This is a genomic window from Microbacterium sp., from assembly GCF_044508325.1.
In the GTDB taxonomy this organism is placed as follows: Bacteria; Actinomycetota; Actinomycetes; order Actinomycetales; family Microbacteriaceae; genus Microbacterium.
Map to the genome: position 1 here is coordinate 152,789 of NZ_JBIQHX010000001.1, position 17,601 is coordinate 170,389.

General features: G+C 72.1%; 20 protein-coding genes. 13 read left to right on the plus strand and 7 right to left on the minus strand.

Features of this window, described 5'->3' with window-relative positions; translation table 11 throughout:
• Nucleotide 1 precedes the first annotated feature (1 nt).
• Nucleotides 2-841, minus strand: a complete 840-nt coding sequence (locus ACIWQI_RS00730; RefSeq protein ID WP_396655135.1) for a DUF3097 family protein — start codon at nt 839-841, stop codon at nt 2-4.
• 100 nt (nt 842-941) lie between these two features.
• Here ACIWQI_RS00730 and ACIWQI_RS00735 point away from each other — a divergent pair, with 100 nt between their 5' ends.
• The 4 genes from ACIWQI_RS00735 (at nt 942) to ACIWQI_RS00750 (ending at nt 5,060) form a co-directional block, all read left to right on the plus strand.
• A complete protein-coding gene (locus ACIWQI_RS00735; RefSeq protein WP_396655136.1) occupies nt 942-2,969 on the plus strand; it encodes a TPM domain-containing protein in 2,028 nt (675 codons plus the stop codon).
• Nucleotides 2,970-3,005: 36 nt separating this feature from the next.
• Entirely contained in the window at nt 3,006-3,770 is a 765-nt protein-coding gene (locus ACIWQI_RS00740; RefSeq protein WP_396655137.1) for a PspA/IM30 family protein, read from the plus strand.
• A 70-nt stretch (nt 3,771-3,840) separates the two neighbouring features.
• On the plus strand, nt 3,841-4,659 hold the full coding sequence (locus tag ACIWQI_RS00745; protein ID WP_396655138.1) for an arginase family protein: 819 nt from the start codon (nt 3,841-3,843) through the stop codon (nt 4,657-4,659).
• Nucleotides 4,656-5,060 (plus strand): Fe-S oxidoreductase, encoded by a 405-nt coding sequence (locus ACIWQI_RS00750; protein ID WP_396655139.1) that lies wholly within the window; start codon nt 4,656-4,658, stop codon nt 5,058-5,060. Before ACIWQI_RS00745 ends, ACIWQI_RS00750 begins: the two co-directional genes overlap by 4 nt.
• Here the strand turns inward: ACIWQI_RS00750 and ACIWQI_RS00755 are convergent.
• Genes ACIWQI_RS00755 through ACIWQI_RS00765 form a run of 3 tightly spaced genes read right to left on the minus strand, consistent with a single transcriptional unit; the run spans nt 5,047 to nt 6,777 of the window.
• A complete protein-coding gene (locus tag ACIWQI_RS00755) occupies nt 5,047-5,517 on the minus strand; it encodes an SIP domain-containing protein (RefSeq protein ID WP_396655140.1) in 471 nt (156 codons plus the stop codon). The two genes, ACIWQI_RS00750 and ACIWQI_RS00755, sit on opposite strands and share 14 nt — an antisense overlap.
• A 46-nt stretch (nt 5,518-5,563) precedes the next feature.
• Nucleotides 5,564-6,301, minus strand: coding sequence for a tyrosine-protein phosphatase (locus ACIWQI_RS00760; protein WP_396655141.1), 738 nt, complete (start codon nt 6,299-6,301; stop codon nt 5,564-5,566).
• Nucleotides 6,298-6,777 (minus strand): carboxymuconolactone decarboxylase family protein, encoded by a 480-nt coding sequence (locus ACIWQI_RS00765; RefSeq protein ID WP_396655143.1) that lies wholly within the window; start codon nt 6,775-6,777, stop codon nt 6,298-6,300. The genes ACIWQI_RS00760 and ACIWQI_RS00765 overlap by 4 nt, the downstream gene beginning before the upstream one ends.
• Before the next feature lie 47 nt (nt 6,778-6,824).
• Here ACIWQI_RS00765 and ACIWQI_RS00770 point away from each other — a divergent pair, with 47 nt between their 5' ends.
• The 8 genes from ACIWQI_RS00770 to ACIWQI_RS00805 are packed head-to-tail and all read left to right on the plus strand — an operon-like array spanning nt 6,825 to nt 14,168.
• On the plus strand, nt 6,825-7,772 hold the full coding sequence (locus ACIWQI_RS00770; protein ID WP_396655144.1) for an alpha/beta fold hydrolase: 948 nt from the start codon (nt 6,825-6,827) through the stop codon (nt 7,770-7,772).
• Between the two features lie 40 nt (nt 7,773-7,812).
• Nucleotides 7,813-9,333, plus strand: a complete 1,521-nt coding sequence (locus tag ACIWQI_RS00775) for an ABC transporter substrate-binding protein (RefSeq protein ID WP_396655145.1) — start codon at nt 7,813-7,815, stop codon at nt 9,331-9,333.
• A complete protein-coding gene (locus ACIWQI_RS00780; protein ID WP_396655146.1) occupies nt 9,330-10,289 on the plus strand; it encodes an ABC transporter permease in 960 nt (319 codons plus the stop codon). Before ACIWQI_RS00775 ends, ACIWQI_RS00780 begins: the two co-directional genes overlap by 4 nt.
• Nucleotides 10,286-11,182, plus strand: a complete 897-nt coding sequence (locus ACIWQI_RS00785) for an ABC transporter permease (RefSeq protein WP_396655147.1) — start codon at nt 10,286-10,288, stop codon at nt 11,180-11,182. The genes ACIWQI_RS00780 and ACIWQI_RS00785 overlap by 4 nt, the downstream gene beginning before the upstream one ends.
• Nucleotides 11,179-11,967: an ABC transporter ATP-binding protein gene (locus tag ACIWQI_RS00790; RefSeq protein ID WP_396655148.1), complete on the plus strand. Its 789-nt coding sequence runs from the start codon at nt 11,179-11,181 to the stop codon at nt 11,965-11,967. The genes ACIWQI_RS00785 and ACIWQI_RS00790 overlap by 4 nt, the downstream gene beginning before the upstream one ends.
• A 5-nt stretch (nt 11,968-11,972) precedes the next feature.
• Complete coding sequence (locus ACIWQI_RS00795) at nt 11,973-12,752, plus strand: ABC transporter ATP-binding protein (protein WP_396655294.1); 780 nt, start codon at nt 11,973-11,975, stop codon at nt 12,750-12,752.
• Between the two features lie 32 nt (nt 12,753-12,784).
• Nucleotides 12,785-13,855, plus strand: coding sequence for a M4 family metallopeptidase (locus ACIWQI_RS00800; protein WP_396655149.1), 1,071 nt, complete (start codon nt 12,785-12,787; stop codon nt 13,853-13,855).
• A complete protein-coding gene (locus ACIWQI_RS00805) occupies nt 13,833-14,168 on the plus strand; it encodes a hypothetical protein (RefSeq protein WP_396655150.1) in 336 nt (111 codons plus the stop codon). The genes ACIWQI_RS00800 and ACIWQI_RS00805 overlap by 23 nt, the downstream gene beginning before the upstream one ends.
• Here the strand turns inward: ACIWQI_RS00805 and ACIWQI_RS00810 are convergent.
• The 3 genes from ACIWQI_RS00810 to ACIWQI_RS00820 are packed head-to-tail and all read right to left on the minus strand — an operon-like array spanning nt 14,122 to nt 16,161.
• Nucleotides 14,122-14,658 carry a GNAT family N-acetyltransferase gene (locus tag ACIWQI_RS00810; protein WP_396655151.1) on the minus strand — a complete coding sequence of 179 codons (537 nt, stop codon included), beginning with the start codon at nt 14,656-14,658 and terminating at the stop codon, nt 14,122-14,124. The two genes, ACIWQI_RS00805 and ACIWQI_RS00810, sit on opposite strands and share 47 nt — an antisense overlap.
• A gap of 19 nt (nt 14,659-14,677) precedes the next feature.
• Nucleotides 14,678-15,370, minus strand: a complete 693-nt coding sequence (locus tag ACIWQI_RS00815) for a uracil-DNA glycosylase (protein WP_396655152.1) — start codon at nt 15,368-15,370, stop codon at nt 14,678-14,680.
• 8 nt (nt 15,371-15,378) lie between these two features.
• The gene (locus ACIWQI_RS00820) at nt 15,379-16,161 is read right to left on the minus strand and encodes an SDR family oxidoreductase (protein ID WP_396655153.1); all 783 of its coding nucleotides are present in this window, start codon (nt 16,159-16,161) and stop codon (nt 15,379-15,381) included.
• Nucleotides 16,162-16,272: 111 nt separating this feature from the next.
• Between ACIWQI_RS00820 and ACIWQI_RS00825 the strand changes: the two genes are divergently transcribed.
• Complete coding sequence (locus ACIWQI_RS00825; RefSeq protein WP_396655154.1) at nt 16,273-17,595, plus strand: bifunctional o-acetylhomoserine/o-acetylserine sulfhydrylase; 1,323 nt, start codon at nt 16,273-16,275, stop codon at nt 17,593-17,595.
• The last annotated feature ends 6 nt before the right edge of the window (nt 17,596-17,601 follow it).

Sequence of the window (17,601 nt, forward strand, 5' to 3'; positions counted from 1 at the left end):
GTCACTCCGCGGTCACGAAGTCGATGAGCTGCTCGACACGGCCCAGCAGCGCCGGCTCGAGGTCGCGATAGCCCGACACCGCCCCGAGCACCCGCTGCCAGGCGCGCGCGATGTCGGCCTGCGACTGGGCCGGCCAGCCGAGCGCGCGGCACACGCCCGTCTTCCAGTCGACGCCGCGCGGCACGTCCGGCCAGCGCGGGATGCCGAGGGCGCGCGGCGTCACGCACTGCCACACGTCCACGAACGGGTGGCCCACGATCAGGACGTGGGCGCCGAACGGACCGGCGGCCACGTCTGCGGCGATGCGCGACTCCTTCGATCCCGGCACGAGGTGGTCGACGAGGACCCCGCACCGCCGCGACGGCGAGGGCGGGTCCTCGCGCAGCGCGGCATCCAGCAGGTCGACGCCCTGCAGATACTCCACGACGACGCCCTCGACCCGAAGATCGTCGCCCCACACCTTCTCGACGAGCTCGGCGTCGTGGCGGCCCTCCACGAAGATGCGCCCGGCTCGCGCGACCCTGGCGCGCGCCTGCTCGACCGCGAACGACCCGGACGCCGTGCGCCGACGCCGCGGCGCGGCAGGCGCAGGTCGCGGCGGCAGGAGCCGGACCGGCTCGCCCTCGAGCAGGAATCCCGCGTCCAGCGGGAACAGCCGGCGCCGGCCGTGGCGGTCCTCCAGCTCCAGCTCGCGCGGCCCGGCCCGCATCACCTCTCCGACGAAGCCGTCTGCGGCCAACTCCAGGACGAGACCGCGGGATGCCTCCACCTCCGCGATGCGCGGCGTCATCCGTTCCCGCCATCCTGCGGCGAGCACATCGTGCCCGTAACGGTCGTCCATGGCGTTCCCCCCGACGCAGCACGCTACCGAGTGCGGGGCCTATCGCCGCGCGACGCGCCATCAATAGAGTGGACATCGGACGCACGACGAGGGGGGCGCAATGCGGAGAGGCTGGGCGGCGGCGATCGCGCTGCTGACGCTCGTGGCGGCGGGTCCGACGGCGGCGCTGGCCGCGCCGATGACCGACCCCGTCGACCTGGGATCGGGCTACGTGCTCGACGAGGCCGGCGCACTCAGCGCGGCGGACGAGACGCGCGCCCAGCAGCGCCTCGAGCAGTTCCGGGCGCAGACCGGCCTCGACCTGTGGGTCGTCTTCGTCGACGATTTCACCAACCCCGCCGGCTCCGAGCAGTGGGCGAACCAGGTCGCCGAATCGAACGGCCTCGGCCCGACGCAGTACCTCCTCGCCGTCGCGGTCGAGGGCCGGCAGTACTACCTCTCCGGTGACAGCGCGGGCCCGGTCACCGGCGATCAGCTCGGCACGATCGAGCAGCAGCTCATCCAGCCGCAGCTGCAGGCGGAGAACTGGCTCGGCGCCGTCGACGCCGCCGCGAACGGCCTGGCCGACGCTGCGGGCGGCGGAACCGGCGGCGGCAGCAGCGGCGACGCCGGCGGCGGCACGATCTCGGTCATCCTCATCGTCGTGGTCGTGCTGGCCGTGATCGGCCTCGTGATCTGGCTCGTCGTGCGCAGCCGCCGCAAGGCCCGCGTCGGGGGCGGCGGTGCTCACCCCCCGGTCGAGCAGCTCTCGACGAAGGACCTGGAGCGCCAGGCCGGCTCGGCGCTGGTGGAGACCGACGATGCGATCAAGACGAGCGAAGAGGAGCTGGGCTTCGCCCGCGCACAGTTCGGCGACGCCGCGACCACCGAGTTCGCTGCGGCGCTGGAATCCGCCAAGGAGAACCTGAACCAGGCGTTCCACCTCAAGCAGAAGCTCGACGACTCCACCCCCGACACCGAGGACGAGGTGCGGTCCTGGAACGCGCAGATCGTCCAGCTGTGTCGCGAGGCGAGCACGATGCTCGACGAGAAGGCGGCCGCCTTCGACGAGCTGCGCAAGCTGGAGAAGAACGCGCCGGAGGCGCTCGCGAAGGTGCAGGAGCTGCGCGCGGCGACCGAGCCGCGCATCGCGCAGGCCGAGGCAACCCTCGCCGCCCTCGGCGCCCGCTATGCGCCCACGGCGCTGGCCACGATCGCCGACAATCCCGTCCAGGCGCGACAGCGGCTGGCCTTCGCCGACGAGCAGCTCGCCGCCGCGCAGCAGGCCATCGGCGCGGGCGACGGCGGCCAGGCCGCCGTCGGCATCCGCGCCGCCGAAGAGGCCGTGGACCAGGCGGGCCTGCTGACCGACGCCGTCGCCAAGCTCGGCGACGATCTCGCGAAGGCGGAGGGCTCCATCAAGGAGCTGGTGGCCAACCTGCAGCAGGACGTCGCAGCCGCGTCCGCCCTGCCCGACCCCGACGGCCGGCTCGCACCGGTCATCGCGTCGACCCAGCAGGCGATCTCGTCTGCGACCGCGGCGACCGCCGGCCCACAGCTGGCGCCGCTGCAGGTGCTCGAGTCGCTCGAGGCCGCGAACACGCAGATCGACACGCTCATCGCGGGCGTGCGCGACCAGCAGCAGGCCGCGCAGCGCGCCCAGCAGCAGCTCGGCCAGCTCATGATGCAGGCCCAGGCGCAGGTTTCGGCGGCGGAGGACTACATCACCGCCCGGCGGGGCGCCGTGGGTGCGGACGCACGCACCCGTCTCGCCGAGGCGGGGGCCTCCCTCGTGCACGCCCGTCAGCTGCAGGCATCCGACCCCGCCCAGGCGCTCGCCTCCGCGCAGCGCGCCAACCTGCTGGCCGGGCAGGCGATCCAGCTCGCCCAGAACGACGTCGGCGCCTTCCAGGGCGGCGGCATGGGCGGGATGCTCGGCGGCGGCGGCGGAGGCGGCGGGGGAAACATCCTCGGCGCCGTGCTCGGCGGCATCGTGATCAACTCGATGCTCGGCGGCGGGGCCGGCGGCGGCAGCAGGCGCCGCGGACCCTCGATGGGCGGGGGCATGTTCGGCGGCGGCGGAGGCCGCAGCCCAGGCAGCTTCGGCGGCGGCGGAACCCGCGGCCGCAGGGGAGGCGGCCGCTTCTAGGCCGCCGAGAGAACTTCGGAAAGGAAGGAACACACGATGGCAAAGCAGTCCATCTTCGGGCGCATCTCGACGCTCGTGAGAGCCAACATCAACGCTCTGCTCGACCAGGCGGAGGATCCCCAGAAGATGCTCGACCAGCTGGTCCGCGACTACACCAACAACATCGCGGATGCAGAGTCGGCCATCGCGGAGACCATCGGGAACCTGCGGCTGCTCGAGCGCGACCACCAGGAGGATGTGCAGGCGGCCGCGGAGTGGGGACAGAAGGCCCTCGCCGCCAGTCGCAAGGCCGACGAGCTGCGCGCGGGCGGGAACACGGCGGATGCCGACAAGTTCGACAATCTCGCCAAGATCGCCCTGCAGCGCCAGATCTCGTCCGAGAACGAGGCCAAGAGCGCCGAGCCGACCATCGCCGCGCAGAACGAGGTGGTCAACAAGCTCAAGGACGGCCTCAACGGAATGAAGCAGAAGCTCGAGCAGCTGAAGTCGAAGCGCTCCGAGCTGCTGTCGCGGGCCAAGGTCGCCGAGGCGCAGAACAAGGTGCACGACGCGGTCAAGTCGATCGACGTCCTGGACCCCACGAGCGACCTCGGCCGCTTCGAGGACAAGGTGCGCCGCCAGGAGGCGCTCGCACAGGGCAAGCAGGAGCTGGCCGCCTCGACGCTCGACGCGCAGTTCAACTCGCTCGACGACCTCGGCGAGCTGACCGAGGTCGAGGCCCGGCTGGCCGCGCTGAAGGCGGGCGCGCCCGCCGTCGGGGCGACGAAGGAGCAGGCCGCGATCGACGCGTCGGCGGACTGAGCGCGCACGACGGGCGCCGCTTCCTCACCAGGATGCGGCGCTCGTCGCACGAGTGCGGAAGGATGAACCCATGGCCCGGTTCGTGATCGCCCCGCAGTGGCAGGGGTCGCCGTCCGCGCGGGCCATGATGCTCGTCGACGGAGCGCAGGCGATCGCCGGAGACCTTCCGCGTGCGGCGTGCGTCACCCTCGAGCTGCCTCTGGAGGCCGGCGAAGCCCTGGAGACCGGGGTGCGCCGCTACAGCGCGCTGACGCGCATCCGCTCCCAGCTCGACGAGGCGCTCGCCGGGCGCGCCGATCCCGTCGTGGTCGTGGGCGGGGACTGCGGGGTCTCGGTCGCCGCGATCGGCGCGGTCGCGGCCCGCACGTCCGGGCTCGCCGTCGTCTGGCTCGACGCGCACCCCGACCTCAACACGCCCGAGACCTCGCCCTCCGGCGCCTTCGCGGGAATGGCGCTGTCCGCGGTCCTCGGCGACGGCCCCGAGGGCCTCTCGCTCCCGCCCGGCACGATCCCGCCGTCGCGTGTGGTGCTGGCCGGCACCCGGGCCCTCGACGACGCCGAGACGGCCCGCGCGGCCGACCTCGCCGCCCGGGTCACCGCGGCGCAGCTGGCCGAGCCGACGGCGCTGGCCGACGCGGTGGCGGCGACCGGCGCGTCCGCGGTGTTCGTCCACGTCGACCTCGACGTGCTGGACCCGGCCGCCCTGGGCGGTGTCACCGCGCCGGTCCCGTTCGGCGTCGACGTGCCGCAGCTGGTGGCGGCCCTGCAGCGACTGCGCGCCACGGTGCCGCTGGCGGGCGCCGCGATCACCGGCTTCGCCCCGGCGAACCCGGCAGCGGCCGTCGATGACCTCGGCGCCATCCTGCGCGTCGTCGGAGCGCTGGCGTGACCTCGCAGGACAGATGGATCCCGGCGTTCCTGCTGGACTCGCCGATCAGCCTCGTCGGCTACTGGTACGGGTGCACGGTCGGCTGGATCTGGGGACTGCTGTGGAGCACCGGACGGGTCGAGCGGTCGCACGGGCTGTGGATCTTCCGCGGACTTCCCAAGCGCCTGTATCCCCGCGGCGGGGTCTGCGTGGGCGGCTGCTTCCTCACCGGCGACGACCCCGTCGACGACCGTCTGCTCGCCCACGAGGCGGTGCACAAGGCGCAGTGGCGGCGATACGGATTCCTCATGCCGCTGCTGTACCTGCTCGCCGGACGCGACCCGCTGCGCAACCGCTTCGAGATCGAGGCGGGCCTGGAGGACGGGCGCTATCTGCCGCGCCGCCCGCTCAGCGGGAGGTGAGCAGTCCGAAGCGCTCCGGCGCCGCGATCCGCGCGGCGGGGATGCGCAGCCGCTCGGTCAGGTGCTCGGCGATGTCGGCGGTGCCCAGGTAGCCGCCCAGCAGGTGGATGCGGGTGCCGTCCGCGCAGTCCGCCTCGTCGCACAGCATCTCGTCGGCCCAGGCGGTCACCGCACGGGTCAGGGCTGCCCCCGGCGCACAGGGGTGACCGGTGCCCGGGGCACCGGTGCGGGCCGAGCGATCGAGCCAGGTGAGGACCATGCGGGCGGGGACCTCGATGTCGCAGATCCACGAGGCCTCGGGCACCTCCACGAACACGCGCCCGGTCGAGCACAGCGGCAGCGTGGCCAGCAGCGTCTCGAGCTCGACCAGCGACGACTCGTCGGCGGTGATGAGGTGCTGCACGCGCGCGTGGCCCGAGCGCCGGCAGGCGTGGGCGTTGTGCTCCGAGGGGTTCATGACGCGAAACAGTATACCGCGGAGGGAAGGGTTGCCTTACCTTCTCTCACTGAGCGATACGGTCGGTGAGGACGCGGCGCAGCTCGGCGACCTCGTCGTCGGCGAGACTGTGCGCGCGCAGGTAGTCGGCGGCCGATCCGTAGCGCGCCTGCAGGTCGGCGAGCAGGGCGTTCATCACGGACGCCGGGGAACGGGTGACGAGGTCCTCGAGGTGGACGGCGTGGGGATGCCGCGCACGCAGATACTCCAGCGCCGCCCGGCTGCGTCGCGGCGGGAGCAGCGACTCCGTGCGCGCGTAGTCGGCGACGACGGCCGCGGTGTCGACACCGGCGGCAGCCAGGGTGACCGCGACGGTCACGCCCGTGCGGTCCTTTCCGACCGTGCAGTGCACGAGCACCGGCTGCTCCTCGACGATGCCCCGCACGACCTGCACGATGGCGTCGGCCGACCCGTCGACGAGCGCCGCATACATCTCGGGAAGGCTCCGGTCCTCCTCGAAGAACGAGGCGACCGATCCGAGGAACAGCGGGATGCGGGTGGTGTGCAGGGGAAGGCCTGCGACACGGCTCGGATCGCGCAGGACCTCGTCGTCCTCGCGCAGGTCGATGACGCGGCGCACGCCCAGAGCCCGGAGCGCGTCCACTCCCCCGGGCTCGAGCCGGGCGAGACTGCCGGAGCGGAACAGCACTCCGCTGCGGGTGCGGGCGCCGCCGGCGGGAAGGCCGCCGACATCGCGGAAGTTCACCGCCCCCGCGACGAGGGGCCCGGTGCCGTCCTGGTTCACCCCTGTCGCGCCGCCTCTCGGGGCGGGACGGGGTAGCGGCCGGCGATCGCGATGCGGTTGAACGCGTTGATCGACACGAGCAGCCAGCTCAGGGCCACGTACTCCTGCTCGCTGAGGATCCCGCCGACGTGGTCGTACACGTCGTCGGGAATCCCGTCCTCGTGGATGAAGGTGAACGCCTCGGTCAACTCCAGGGCGGCACGCTCCCGGTCGTCGAAGACGCCGGAATCGCGCCAGGCCGCCAGCTGCGCGATGACATCGGCGTCGAGTCCGGCCTCGACGGCGCGGCCGACGTGCATGCGCACGCAGTACGAGCAGCCATTGAGCTGGGATGCGTGCACGAGCACCAGCTCCCGCAGTCGCGCGTCGATCCCCGCCTCGTCCGCGATCGTCCGCACCGTCTTCGAGAAGGCCGCCAGGGCGTCGTAGGCGGGACGGGCGGCGCGCGACAGGTGCACACGGCGTTCGGCAGACATGACTCCAGGCTATGGCGGATTCGCGCGTCGCGCCCACAGGCGCGACAATGGCCGACGTGAGCGAACCGGCCGACGAGTTCTCCTTCCTCCCGGCCCAGGCGGCCGAGGCGGGCCTGGATGTGCCGATCCCGCCCGGCGAGCGCCTGCGCCTGGAGCTGGCCGACGGCCGGGTGCTCAGCGCCCTGCGCTACGGCGGGCACTCCCCCGCCGTGACCTTCCTGCACGGGGCGGGGCTCAACGCCCACACCTGGGACACGACGATCCTCGCCCTGGGGCTCCCCGCGCTCGCGATCGATCTGCCCGGACACGGCGACTCGTCCTGGCGCGACGACATGGCCTACGTCGCGCGCACGCTCGCGCCGGACGTCGCGACCGGCGTAGATGCCTGGACCGATCGCCCGCAGCTGCTGGTCGGGCATTCGCTGGGGGGCCTGACGGCGGCGGCGCTCGCGGCCGCTCGGCCGGACCTCGTCCGCGAACTCGTGGTCATCGACATCACGCCGGGGATCGATCCCGACGGCGGGGCGGCGCAGCTGCGGGAGTTCTTCGCCGGTCCGACCGACTGGGCCGACCGCGACGAGCTCGTCGCGCGCGCCCTCGCGTTCGGACTGGGCGGATCGCCCGAGGCGGCGGCGCGCGGGGTCTACTTCAACTCCCGCGTCCGCCCGGACGGCCGGGTGGAGTGGAAGCACCACTTCGCCCATCTCGCGAACGCCATGGCGGCCGACCCCGCGGCCGCCGACGCGATGGGAGCCGCCCAGGACGCGATGCGCGCCCTCCTGATCGGAACCGGGTGGGAGGACCTCGCCGCCGTGCGCGCCCCCATCACGCTCATCCGCGGGGAGCGCGGCTACGTCACCGACGCCGACGCCGCGGACTTCGCCGCCCGGGTGCCGCAGGCATCCGTCCTCTCCGTCCCCTCCGGGCACAACGTCCAGGAGGAGCTTCCGGCGGACCTCGGCCGGCGCCTGGCGGCGCTGGCACGGACCCGTTGACCCTAGGCTGGTATATCTCCCCCAGAGAGTGAGGATCTCCATGCGTCGTTCTGGACGGCTTCGTGTCGCTCTTGCCGTGTCGGCGGTCGTGGCTTCGGCCGGGCTGCTGCTGACCGCGTGCACGGGTGAGACTCCGGTGGCGCCCACGACGACCGGTGCGCCCGACGCGAACGCGTCGGTGGCGATCCGGCTGGTGCTCGAGCCCGGGAACCTGGACATCCGCACCACAGCGGGCGCGGCGCTGGATCAGATCCTCATCGACAACATCTACCAGGGGCTGGTCTCGCGCACCCCGGAGCAGGAGATCGTCCCGGCGCTCGCGTCCGATTACACCGTCTCACCCGACGGTCTCACCTACACGTTCACGGTGCGGGACGGCGTCACCTTCCACGACGGGTCGGCCATGACGGTCGATGACGTGGTGTGGTCGCTGCAGACCCACAAGGCCGACGCGACATGGGCGGACTCGGCGCGGCTGGCACGGGTCGCCGGGGTCGCCGCGGACGGGCAGGACGTCGTCGTGACACTGTCCGAACCGGACTCCTCCCTGCTGTGGAACCTGTCCGGCCGGGCGGGCCTGATCTTCAAGAAGGACGACACGATCGACTACAAGACCGCCGCCAACGGCACCGGTCCGTTCGTGCTGGACAACTGGAAGCAGGGCGACTCGATCACCTTCACCCGATACGAGGAGTACTGGGGTGAGAAGGCGAAGGTCGCGGAGGTCGTGTTCGACTACGTGCCCGACAGCCAGGCCGCCCTCACCGGCGCCCTCGCCGGCGAGTTCGACGTGCTCACCGGGTTCGACGCCACCCTGAAGGACCAGATCGAGGCCACCGGAGACTTCGCGCTCGTGCTCGGCAAGGCCACCGACAAGTGGGTGCTGGCGATGAACTCCACGAGCGGTCCCCTCGCGAACAAGGAGGTGCGTCAGGCGATCCGGCAGGCGATCGACCACGAGGCGCTCATCGAGGCCGCCGGCTCCGGGCTGCCGCTGTACGGTCCGATCCCGCCGCTGGACCCCGGCTATGAGGACCTCTCGGACGTCGCTCCGTACGATCCCGACGCGGCCGCCACGCTGCTCGCCGACGCCGGCGCCGACGGCACCACGCTGACCCTCACCGTGTACAACGGCTATCCGACGATCTTCGCACAGCTGCTCGTCTCCGACCTCGATCAGGTCGGCATCACCCTCAAGGTGGAGCAGGTCGACTTCCCGACCTGGATCAACGACGTGTACGTCAACCACGACTACCAGCTGAGCCTCGTCGACCACGCCGAGGCCCGCGATTTCGAGAACTGGGCGAACCCGGACTACTACTTCACGTACGACAACCCCCAGGTGCAGCAGCTGTTCCAGCAGTCGCTGTCCGCGCTCGACGAGGCCGAGGCCTCGGAGTACCTGCGCCAGGCCGCGCGGATCGTCTCCGAGGACATGGCCGCGGACTGGCTCTACAACTGGCAGTCCGTCCAGGCGGTCAGCACCGCGATCACCGGATTCCCGGCCGACAACGTCAACGCCCGCATCAACCTCGCCGAGCTCAGCAAGAGCAAGGGGTGATCCGCTACGCCCTGACCCGGCTCGCCCTGCTCATCGTGGGGCTGTTCGTGGCCAGCGCGCTCATCTTCCTGACCCTCCGCGTCCTCCCCGGCGACGTCGCCCAGCTCGTGGCGGGGATGAACGCGACGCCCGCACAGATCCAGGCGATCCGCGATCAGCTGGGGCTGGACCTGCCCCTTCCGGCGCAGTACGCGGCGTGGATCGGCGGGGTGGTGCGGGCGGACCTCGGGACCTCCCTGCTGACGGGTTCGTCCGTCGCCGGCGAGATCGCCCAGAAGGCCACGGTGACCGTCCCGCTGGGCATCCTCTCCCTCGTCATCGCACTGGCCTTCAGCATCCCCTTCGGCGTCCTCTCGGCCATGCGGCGCCGGCACGCCGACGGCACGGCGCTGAATGTCACGGCGCAGACGCTGGCGGCCGTGCCGGTCGTGTGGGCGGGCATGATGCTCGTCGTCGTGTTCGCCGTGTGGCTCGGCTGGCTGCCCGCCCAGGGCTTCCCCCGGGCCGGCTGGCAGGATCCGGCCCTCGCCCTGCGCGCCCTGCTGCTGCCGGCGCTCACGATCGGCATCGTGGAAGGCGCGGTGCTGCTGAGATTCGTCCGGAGTGCGACTCTGCAGGCGGTCGGCCAGGACTACGTGCGCACCGCGGCCGCGAAGGGCCTCACCCGCGACCAGGCGCTGGTGCGCCACGGCCTGCCGAACGTGGGGCTGTCGATCATCACGGTCCTCGGGCTGCAGGTGGCCGGCATCATCGTGGGCGCGGTCGTGATCGAGCAGCTGTTCGGCCTGCCCGGGATCGGACGGATGCTGGTGACGGACGTCGCCAATCGCGACCTGCCGAAGGTGCAGAGCGAGCTGCTCGTGCTCACCGGATTCGTGCTCATCGTCGGATTCGTCGTCGACCTCGTCCATCGCGCGATCGATCCGCGCCTGCGCCAGTCGGAGGTCCACTCATGAGCCGCGGCCGCTGGCTGCGCCGGCTGTGGCGGTCGTCGACGGGGCGATTCGGCCTCATCGTCGTGGGGGTGGTCGCCGCGGTCGCGCTGGTGTCGGTGTTCTGGACGCCGTTCAGCACTCGGCGCACCGACGTCGCCGACCGGTGGGCGCTGCCGGGGTGGCCGCATCTGCTGGGCACGGACGGCACCGGGCGCGACATCCTGAGCCTGATCATGGCGGGATCGAAGACCGCCGTCCTGGTCGCGGTGGGCGCCGGTGCGATCGCCACCGTGATCGGGCTCGCCCTGGCGGCGCTGGGCGCGCTCACCGCTCGCTGGATCCGCGAATCCACCGCGGTCCTGGTCGACATCCTGATCGCGTTCCCGGTGCTGCTGATCGCCATGATGATCTCGGCGGTGTGGGGCGGCTCGCTCTGGGTGGTGATCTGGTCGGTCGGCATCGGGTTCGGCGTGAACATCGCGAGGGTGACCCGCCCCGAGCTGCGACGCGTGCTGCACAGCGACTTCGTCCTGGCCGGCCGCGCCTCGGGGCTCACGCCGGCGCAGAATCTGTGGCGGCATCTGCTGCCCAACGTCGCGCCGGTGTTCATCGTCCAGCTCTCCTGGGGCATGGCGATCGCGGTCCTCGCCGAGGCCGGCCTGTCGTACCTCGGGTTCGGTGCGCCCGTGACCGAGCCGTCCTGGGGAGTGCTCCTGGCCGAGCTCCAACGGCAGATCACCGTTCATCCGATCGCCGTGGTCTGGCCGGGCCTTGCGATCACGCTCACCGTGCTCGGTCTGAACCTGCTCGGCGACTCGCTGCGGGACGCCACCGACCCGACCCTGTCGCGCGGCCGCGATCCGATGGCGCCGCCGCGCGAGGCGATCCGCCACGTCCCGGGGGTGCGCGCATGAGCCTCGTGGTGCAGGACCTCGTCATCGACCTGGACGGCCGGCGCGTGGTCGACGGCGTCTCGTTCGCCGTGCCGGACGGCGCCCGGGTGGGCCTGATCGGCGAGTCCGGGTCGGGGAAGTCCCTCACGGCCCTCGCCGTGCTGGGCCTTCTCCCTCAGGGCGCCGAGGCCTCGGGAAGCATCACCTGGAACGGCCGCGAGCTGATCGGCCGTCCCGATCGCGAACTCGCCCGGCTGCGCGGCGACGAGATCGGGATCGTCTTCCAGGAGCCGCGCACCGCGCTCAACCCCATCCGGACCGTCGGCCGTCAGATCGCGGAATCGGTGCGCATCCACGAGGGCCTGGGCCGGCGCGCCGCCGCCGCGCGCGCAGTGGCGGAGGCGCGCAGGGTGTTCCTCCCGGACCCCCAGCGCATCGTCAAGCGCTACCCGCACGAGCTGTCGGGGGGTCAGCGTCAGCGGGTGGGCATCGCCATCGCCCTGGCCTGCGGGCCCCAGCTGCTGATCGCCGACGAGCCGACCACCGCGCTCGACGTCACGATCCAGGCCGAGATCCTCGAGCTGCTGCGGGGGCTGGTGGAGGAGTCCGGGATGTCGCTGGTGTTCATCACGCACGACCTCGCCGTGCTGTCGCAGATCGCGACCGACGGCGTCGTGCTCGCGCAGGGCCGCGTCGTCGAGTCCGCGCCCGTGCGCGACCTGCTCACCCAGCCGCGCTCGACGATCACGCAGGCGCTCCTGCGCGACGCGAAGTCCACGCTCTGGCGCACCGGAGGACCGTCGTGACGGCACTGATCCAGGCCACGGGACTGACGCGGAGGCATCCCCTCCCGAAGGAGTCGCTGTTCGAGCGGCAGCGCTTCGCGACTGCGCTGGAGGATGCCGACCTGACCGTGGGCGACGGAGAGGCGGTGGGGCTCATCGGCGAATCCGGCTCGGGGAAGACCACCCTCGTGCGCCTGCTGCTGGCGCTGGACTCACCGACCTCCGGCAGCGTGTCCTTCGACGGCCGCCCGGTCGACGCGCGCGCCTCGGCGCGGTCGCTGCACTGGCTGCGCCGGGCGACCGGCATCGTCTTCCAGGATCCGTACGCGTCGCTGGACCCCCGCATGAACATCGGCCGGATCGTCGGCGAGCCGCTGTGGGCGCTCGGGATCGACGGCGACCGCCGGGCCCGGGTGCGCGAGGTGCTGGAGTGGGTGGGCCTGGAGGCGGAGATGACGGACCGCTACCCGCACGAGTTCTCCGGCGGGCAGCGCCAGCGCATCGCGCTGGCCCGCGCGATCGTCCATCGGCCTCGCGTGCTGGTCGGCGACGAGCCCCTCTCGGCGCTCGACGTGACCGTGCGCGCGCAGATCCTCGACCTGCTGCGCGCGCTGCGGCGGGACGAGGGGATGACGCTGGTGCTCGTCTCGCACGACATCGGCGTGGTCCGCAATCTCTGCGACGCGGTCGCTGTCATGAAGGATGGCCGCATCGTCGAGAGCGGAGCGACCGACCGGGTGCTCGAGCACCCGGAGCACGACTACACCCGGCACCTGCTCGCGTCGATCCCGGTCATCGATCCCTGACGGCGTCGCACCGCCCGCGTACGCTCGGACGCATGGTGCTTCCCCGCGCGATCGTCCCGCCCTACCTGCTGGCGCGCATCGCCGCGAGCGACCACCCCCGGTTCACGCACGCGGCCGACGCCGCGCAGCGCACGCTGCTGGCGCCGCGCTCGTACCGCCCCCGCACCCGGCTCACCCTCAGCATCGACGGCGACACGCTCGTGGCCGAAGCCACGCCGGCGCCCGATCGCACCGTCTCCGACGCGCAGGGCCGCACGCGGCTTCCGGGTGTCACGGTGCGCCGCGAAGACGACCCGCCGGTCGCCGACACCGCCGTCAACGAGGCGTTCGACGGCCTGGGCACCACCTTCGACCTGTTCTCGCAGGCGTACGGGCGCAACTCGATCGACGACGCGGGCATGCCGCTGCGGGCCACGGTGCATTACGGCCGCGACTACGACAACGCGTTCTGGAACGGCTCGCGCATGGTCTTCGGCGACGGCGACGGCGAGATCTTCGCCGGGTTCACCGGGTCGCTCAGCGTCGTCGCCCACGAGCTGACCCACGGCGTCACCGAGCACGCCGCCGGACTCGTGTACCGCGGCCAGTCGGGCGCGCTCAACGAGTCGCTCTCGGACGTGTTCGGGGCGCTCACCGAGCAGCATGCGCGGGACCAGACCGCCGATGAGGCGTCGTGGCTCATCGGCGCCGGCGTGTTCACCGCCGCCGTGGAGGGAGACGCCCTGCGATCGCTGAGGGCCCCGGGCACCGCGTACGACGACGATGTGCTCGGGAGGGATCCGCAGCCTGCGCACATGCGCGACTTCGTCGTCACCGAGGACGACGACGGCGGCGTGCACATCAACTCCGGCATCCCCAACCACGCGTTCTACCTCGTCGCCTCCGCCCTCGGCGGCCGGGCGTGGGAGCGGGCCGGCCTGATCTGGTATCGCACGCTCACGGGCGGATCACTCGCACACGAGGCGGACTTCGCCGCCTTCGCGGAGGCGACCCTCGCGACGGCCGCAGCGGAGTACGGTGAGCATGCGGAGGAGACCGCCGCGGTCCGCACCGCGTGGACCGCGGTCGGCGTGCTGAAGGATGACCCGACCCCTCGAGCCTGAGCCGCCGGTGCGGGTGACGGTGACCCGCACCGGCGGCATCGCCGGCCTGCGCCGCCAGTGGAGCGCCGAGCCCCCGGACCACGACGTGCCGCACTGGGTCGAGCTCATCGGCGACTGCCCGTGGGAGACGGCCGCCGAGCCGTCTGCGCCGCGGGGAGCCGACATGTTCGTGTGGCGGATCCTGGCGCGATGCCCGGTGGACGGTCAGCCGGTGCAGCGGGACGCGCAGCTGCAGGACCCCGAGGTGGAGGGTCCGTGGCAGCGGCTCATCGATGCGGTGCGCGACTGCGACGCAGGCTCTTCTGCATGTTGATGACGCCGAGCCACCGTCCGAACTTGAACCCGACCCGACCCATCCGGCCGATCTCCACGAAGCCGAGGCGGCGGTGGAGCGCGACGGACGCCTCCGCGCCCCGGTCGCTGATGACGGCGATGATCTCGCGGACTCCCGCATCCTCGCAGGCGGCGATCAGCGCCTCCAGGAGCGCGCGCCCGAGGCCCTTGCCGGTGGACGCCTGGCCGAGGTAGATGGAGTCCTCGACGGTGAAGCGGTAAGCCGCCTTGGCCGACCACGGCTGGGCGAGCGCGTACCCGAGGATCTGCCCCGAGGGCGACTCGGCCACCAGGCACGGCAGCCCGGCCCTGGCGAGCCGGGCGAGCTTGTCGCGCCAGAAGGAGAGACTCGACTCCTCCTCGTCGAAGGTGACCGCCGAGTTGGTGACGTAGTGGTTGTAGATCTCGCGGATGTCGGGGATGTCGCGCTCCTGGGCCGGCCGGATCCGGAACGTGAATGAGTCCGCCACGGGTCGAGCCTAGACCGCCTCAGGCCGGCAGCCGCCAGTCGACCGGGGCCGCCCCCTGCTGCTGCAGCAGCGCGTCGGCACGCGAGAACGGGCGCGACCCGAAGAAGCCCCGGCTCGCCGACAGCGGCGACGGATGCGGCGACTCGATGACCGGCGTCGCTCCCAGCAGCGGACGGAGGTTCGCCGCGTCCCTCCCCCACAGGATCGCGACGAGCGGCCGGTCCCGCGCCGTCAGCGTGCGGATCGCATGCTCGGTGACCTTCTCCCACCCCCAGCCCCGATGGGATGCCGGCGCCCCCGGCCGCACGGTCAGCACCCGGTTCAGCAGCATCACACCCTGGTCGCTCCAGGCCGACAGGTCACCGTGCTCCGCCGGCGGGATGCCCAGGTCGTCGTGCAGCTCCTGGTAGATGTTCACGAGGCTGCGCGGCAGCGGACGCACCGCGCGGTCGACCGCGAAGCACAGCCCGATGGGGTGGCCGGGCGTCGGATACGGGTCCTGGCCGACGATGAGGACCTTGACGTCGTCGAGCGGCCGCTGGAACGCCCGCAGCACGCGGTCGCCGGCCGGCAGGTAACGCCTGCCCGCCGCGTTCTCGGCGCGCAGCCGGTCGCCCAGGGCGGCGATGTCCGGCGCCACCGGCGCGAGCGCGCCCGCCCAGCCGGGATCGAGCAGCCCGGCCTCGGCCAGCTCGGGCAGGGTCATCGCCATCACCGCACCTACGCCTCGTACGGACGCGGCCGCAGCGGTCCGCGGGCCAGCAGGTGCTGTGCCGACTGCGCCACCGGGCGCATGGTCACAAGGTCCAGGTTGACGTGCGCCGGCGCGTTCACGGCGTACGCGATGACGTCGGCGACGTCATCGGCGGTGAGCGGGTTCTCCACCCCGTCGTACACCCGCGCGGCGGCGGCTTCGTCGCCGCCGAGGCGGTTCACGGTGAACTCCTCGGTGTAGACCATGCCGGGCGCGATCTCGACGACGCGGATGGGCTCGCCGTTCAGCTCCAGGCGCAGCACGTGCGGCACCATCGCCTCGGCCGCCTTGGCGGCGTTGTAGCCGCCCCCGCCCGGGTACGGCGTGAACGCCGCCGTCGAGGTGACGAACACCATGTCGGCGTGGCCGCCGTCGGCCGCCGCGGCACGAAGCTGCGGGAGCAGCCCCGCGGCGACCAGCTGGGCCGAGAGCACGTTGACCTCGTACATCCAGGTCCAGTCGTCGGGATCGGCGTCCTCAATGCGCTCGGTGCCGCGGGCCCCTCCGGCCACGTGCACCAGCGCATGCACGGGACCGGAATCGGCGAGCCACTGAACGAGCGCCTCGACGTCCTCGCGGCGGGTGAGGTCCGCCGCGAAGGCGGTGGCGCCGGTCTCCGCCTCGAGTGCCGCCAGGCGATCGGCGCGGCGCGCGACGGCGACGACATCCCACCCGGTCGCACGCAGCGCACGGGCCGTCGCCGCCCCGATCCCCGAACTCGCCCCGGTCACGACAGCACGTCTGGTCATGGTTCCCGATGTTACGTAACATTTCCCGCGCGTTGTCGCAGGGCGTGCCGGGTCCGTACCGTCGCTGATGGCTTCGGAACCCGCCGTGGCCCCGATGTGCAGGAGTCCCCAATGTCCGCTTCCGAGAACTGGCGCTTCGAGACCACCCAGATCCACGCGGGCGCGCAGCCCGACCCGGTGACGAAGTCGCGTGCGACGCCGATCTACCAGACCACGTCCTACGTGTTCGACAACACCGGCCACGCTGCGAACCTGTTCGCCCTGGCGGAGTTCGGGAACATCTACACCCGCATCCAGAACCCGACGCAGGATGTCGTCGAGCAGCGTCTGGCCGCGCTCGAGGGCGGCACCGGCGCGCTGCTGCTGTCCAGCGGTCAGGCCGCGTCGACCTTCGCGATCCTGAACATCGCCGAGGCCGGCGACCACTTCGTCTCGTCGAGCTCGATCTACGGCGGCACGTACAACCTGTTCAAGTACACCCTCGCCAAGCTCGGCATCGAGGTCACCTTCGTCGAGAACCAGGACGACCCCGAGCAGTGGCGTGCCGCGGTGCGCCCGAACACGAAGCTGTTCTTCGCCGAGACGATCGGCAACCCGAAGATCAACATCCTCGACATCCGCGCGGTCGCCGACATCGCACACGAGAACGGCGTTCCGCTCATCGTCGACAACACGATCGCCACGCCCTACCTCATCCGCCCGTTCGAGCACGGCGCCGACATCGTCGTGCACTCCGCGACGAAGTTCCTCGGCGGCCACGGCACCACCATCGGGGGCGTCATCGTCGACGGCGGGAAGTTCGAGTGGTCCAAGCACGTCGACAAGTTCCCCGGCCTCACCGAGCCCGACCCGTCCTACCACGGCGCCAGCTACACGACGGCGGTCGGCGACGGACTCGCCTACATCATCAAGGCCCGCGTGCAGCTGCTGCGCGACATCGGCGCCGCGATCTCGCCCAACAGCGCCTGGCTGCTCATCCAGGGCATCGAGACCCTGTCGCTGCGCATCGAGCGCCACGTGCAGAACGCGCAGGAGATCGCGGAGTGGCTCGACGACCAGGACGACATCGCGTCGGTCAGCTACGCCGGCCTGCCGACCTCGCCGTGGTACGCCGCCGCGAACGAGTACGCGCCCAAGGGCGTGGGCGCCGTCCTGTCGTTCGAGCTCAAGGGCGGCATCGAGGCGGGCCGGGCGTTCGTCGACGCACTGAGCCTGTTCAGCCACCTCGCCAACATCGGCGATGTGCGCTCGCTGGTGATCCACCCCGCGTCCACCACGCACTCCCAGCTCACGCCGGAGCAGCAGCTGACGGCCGGCGTCACGCCGGGCCTGGTGCGCCTGTCGGTGGGCCTGGAGAACGTCGAGGACCTCAAGGCCGACCTGGAGCAGGCGCTCTCCGCAGCCCGCCGCGTCTCGGAGGCCGCGCGCGCCTGACCCGGA

Coding starts and splice junctions, on each gene's coding strand:
- ACIWQI_RS00735 (WP_396655136.1), top strand. CDS start 942: ATGCGGAGAGGCTGGGCGGCGGCGATCGCGCTGCTGACGCTCGTGGCG.
- ACIWQI_RS00755 (WP_396655140.1), bottom strand. CDS start 5,517: ATGAACCCCTCGGAGCACAACGCCCACGCCTGCCGGCGCTCGGGCCAC.
- ACIWQI_RS00825 (WP_396655154.1), top strand. CDS start 16,273: ATGTCCGCTTCCGAGAACTGGCGCTTCGAGACCACCCAGATCCACGCG.
- ACIWQI_RS00770 (WP_396655144.1), top strand. CDS start 6,825: ATGGCCGACGTGAGCGAACCGGCCGACGAGTTCTCCTTCCTCCCGGCC.
- ACIWQI_RS00745 (WP_396655138.1), top strand. CDS start 3,841: ATGGCCCGGTTCGTGATCGCCCCGCAGTGGCAGGGGTCGCCGTCCGCG.
- ACIWQI_RS00765 (WP_396655143.1), bottom strand. CDS start 6,777: ATGTCTGCCGAACGCCGTGTGCACCTGTCGCGCGCCGCCCGTCCCGCC.
- ACIWQI_RS00785 (WP_396655147.1), top strand. CDS start 10,286: ATGAGCCGCGGCCGCTGGCTGCGCCGGCTGTGGCGGTCGTCGACGGGG.
- ACIWQI_RS00790 (WP_396655148.1), top strand. CDS start 11,179: ATGAGCCTCGTGGTGCAGGACCTCGTCATCGACCTGGACGGCCGGCGC.
- ACIWQI_RS00815 (WP_396655152.1), bottom strand. CDS start 15,370: ATGGCGATGACCCTGCCCGAGCTGGCCGAGGCCGGGCTGCTCGATCCC.
- ACIWQI_RS00740 (WP_396655137.1), top strand. CDS start 3,006: ATGGCAAAGCAGTCCATCTTCGGGCGCATCTCGACGCTCGTGAGAGCC.
- ACIWQI_RS00775 (WP_396655145.1), top strand. CDS start 7,813: ATGCGTCGTTCTGGACGGCTTCGTGTCGCTCTTGCCGTGTCGGCGGTC.
- ACIWQI_RS00820 (WP_396655153.1), bottom strand. CDS start 16,161: ATGACCAGACGTGCTGTCGTGACCGGGGCGAGTTCGGGGATCGGGGCG.
- ACIWQI_RS00730 (WP_396655135.1), bottom strand. CDS start 841: ATGGACGACCGTTACGGGCACGATGTGCTCGCCGCAGGATGGCGGGAA.
- ACIWQI_RS00800 (WP_396655149.1), top strand. CDS start 12,785: ATGGTGCTTCCCCGCGCGATCGTCCCGCCCTACCTGCTGGCGCGCATC.
- ACIWQI_RS00805 (WP_396655150.1), top strand. CDS start 13,833: ATGACCCGACCCCTCGAGCCTGAGCCGCCGGTGCGGGTGACGGTGACC.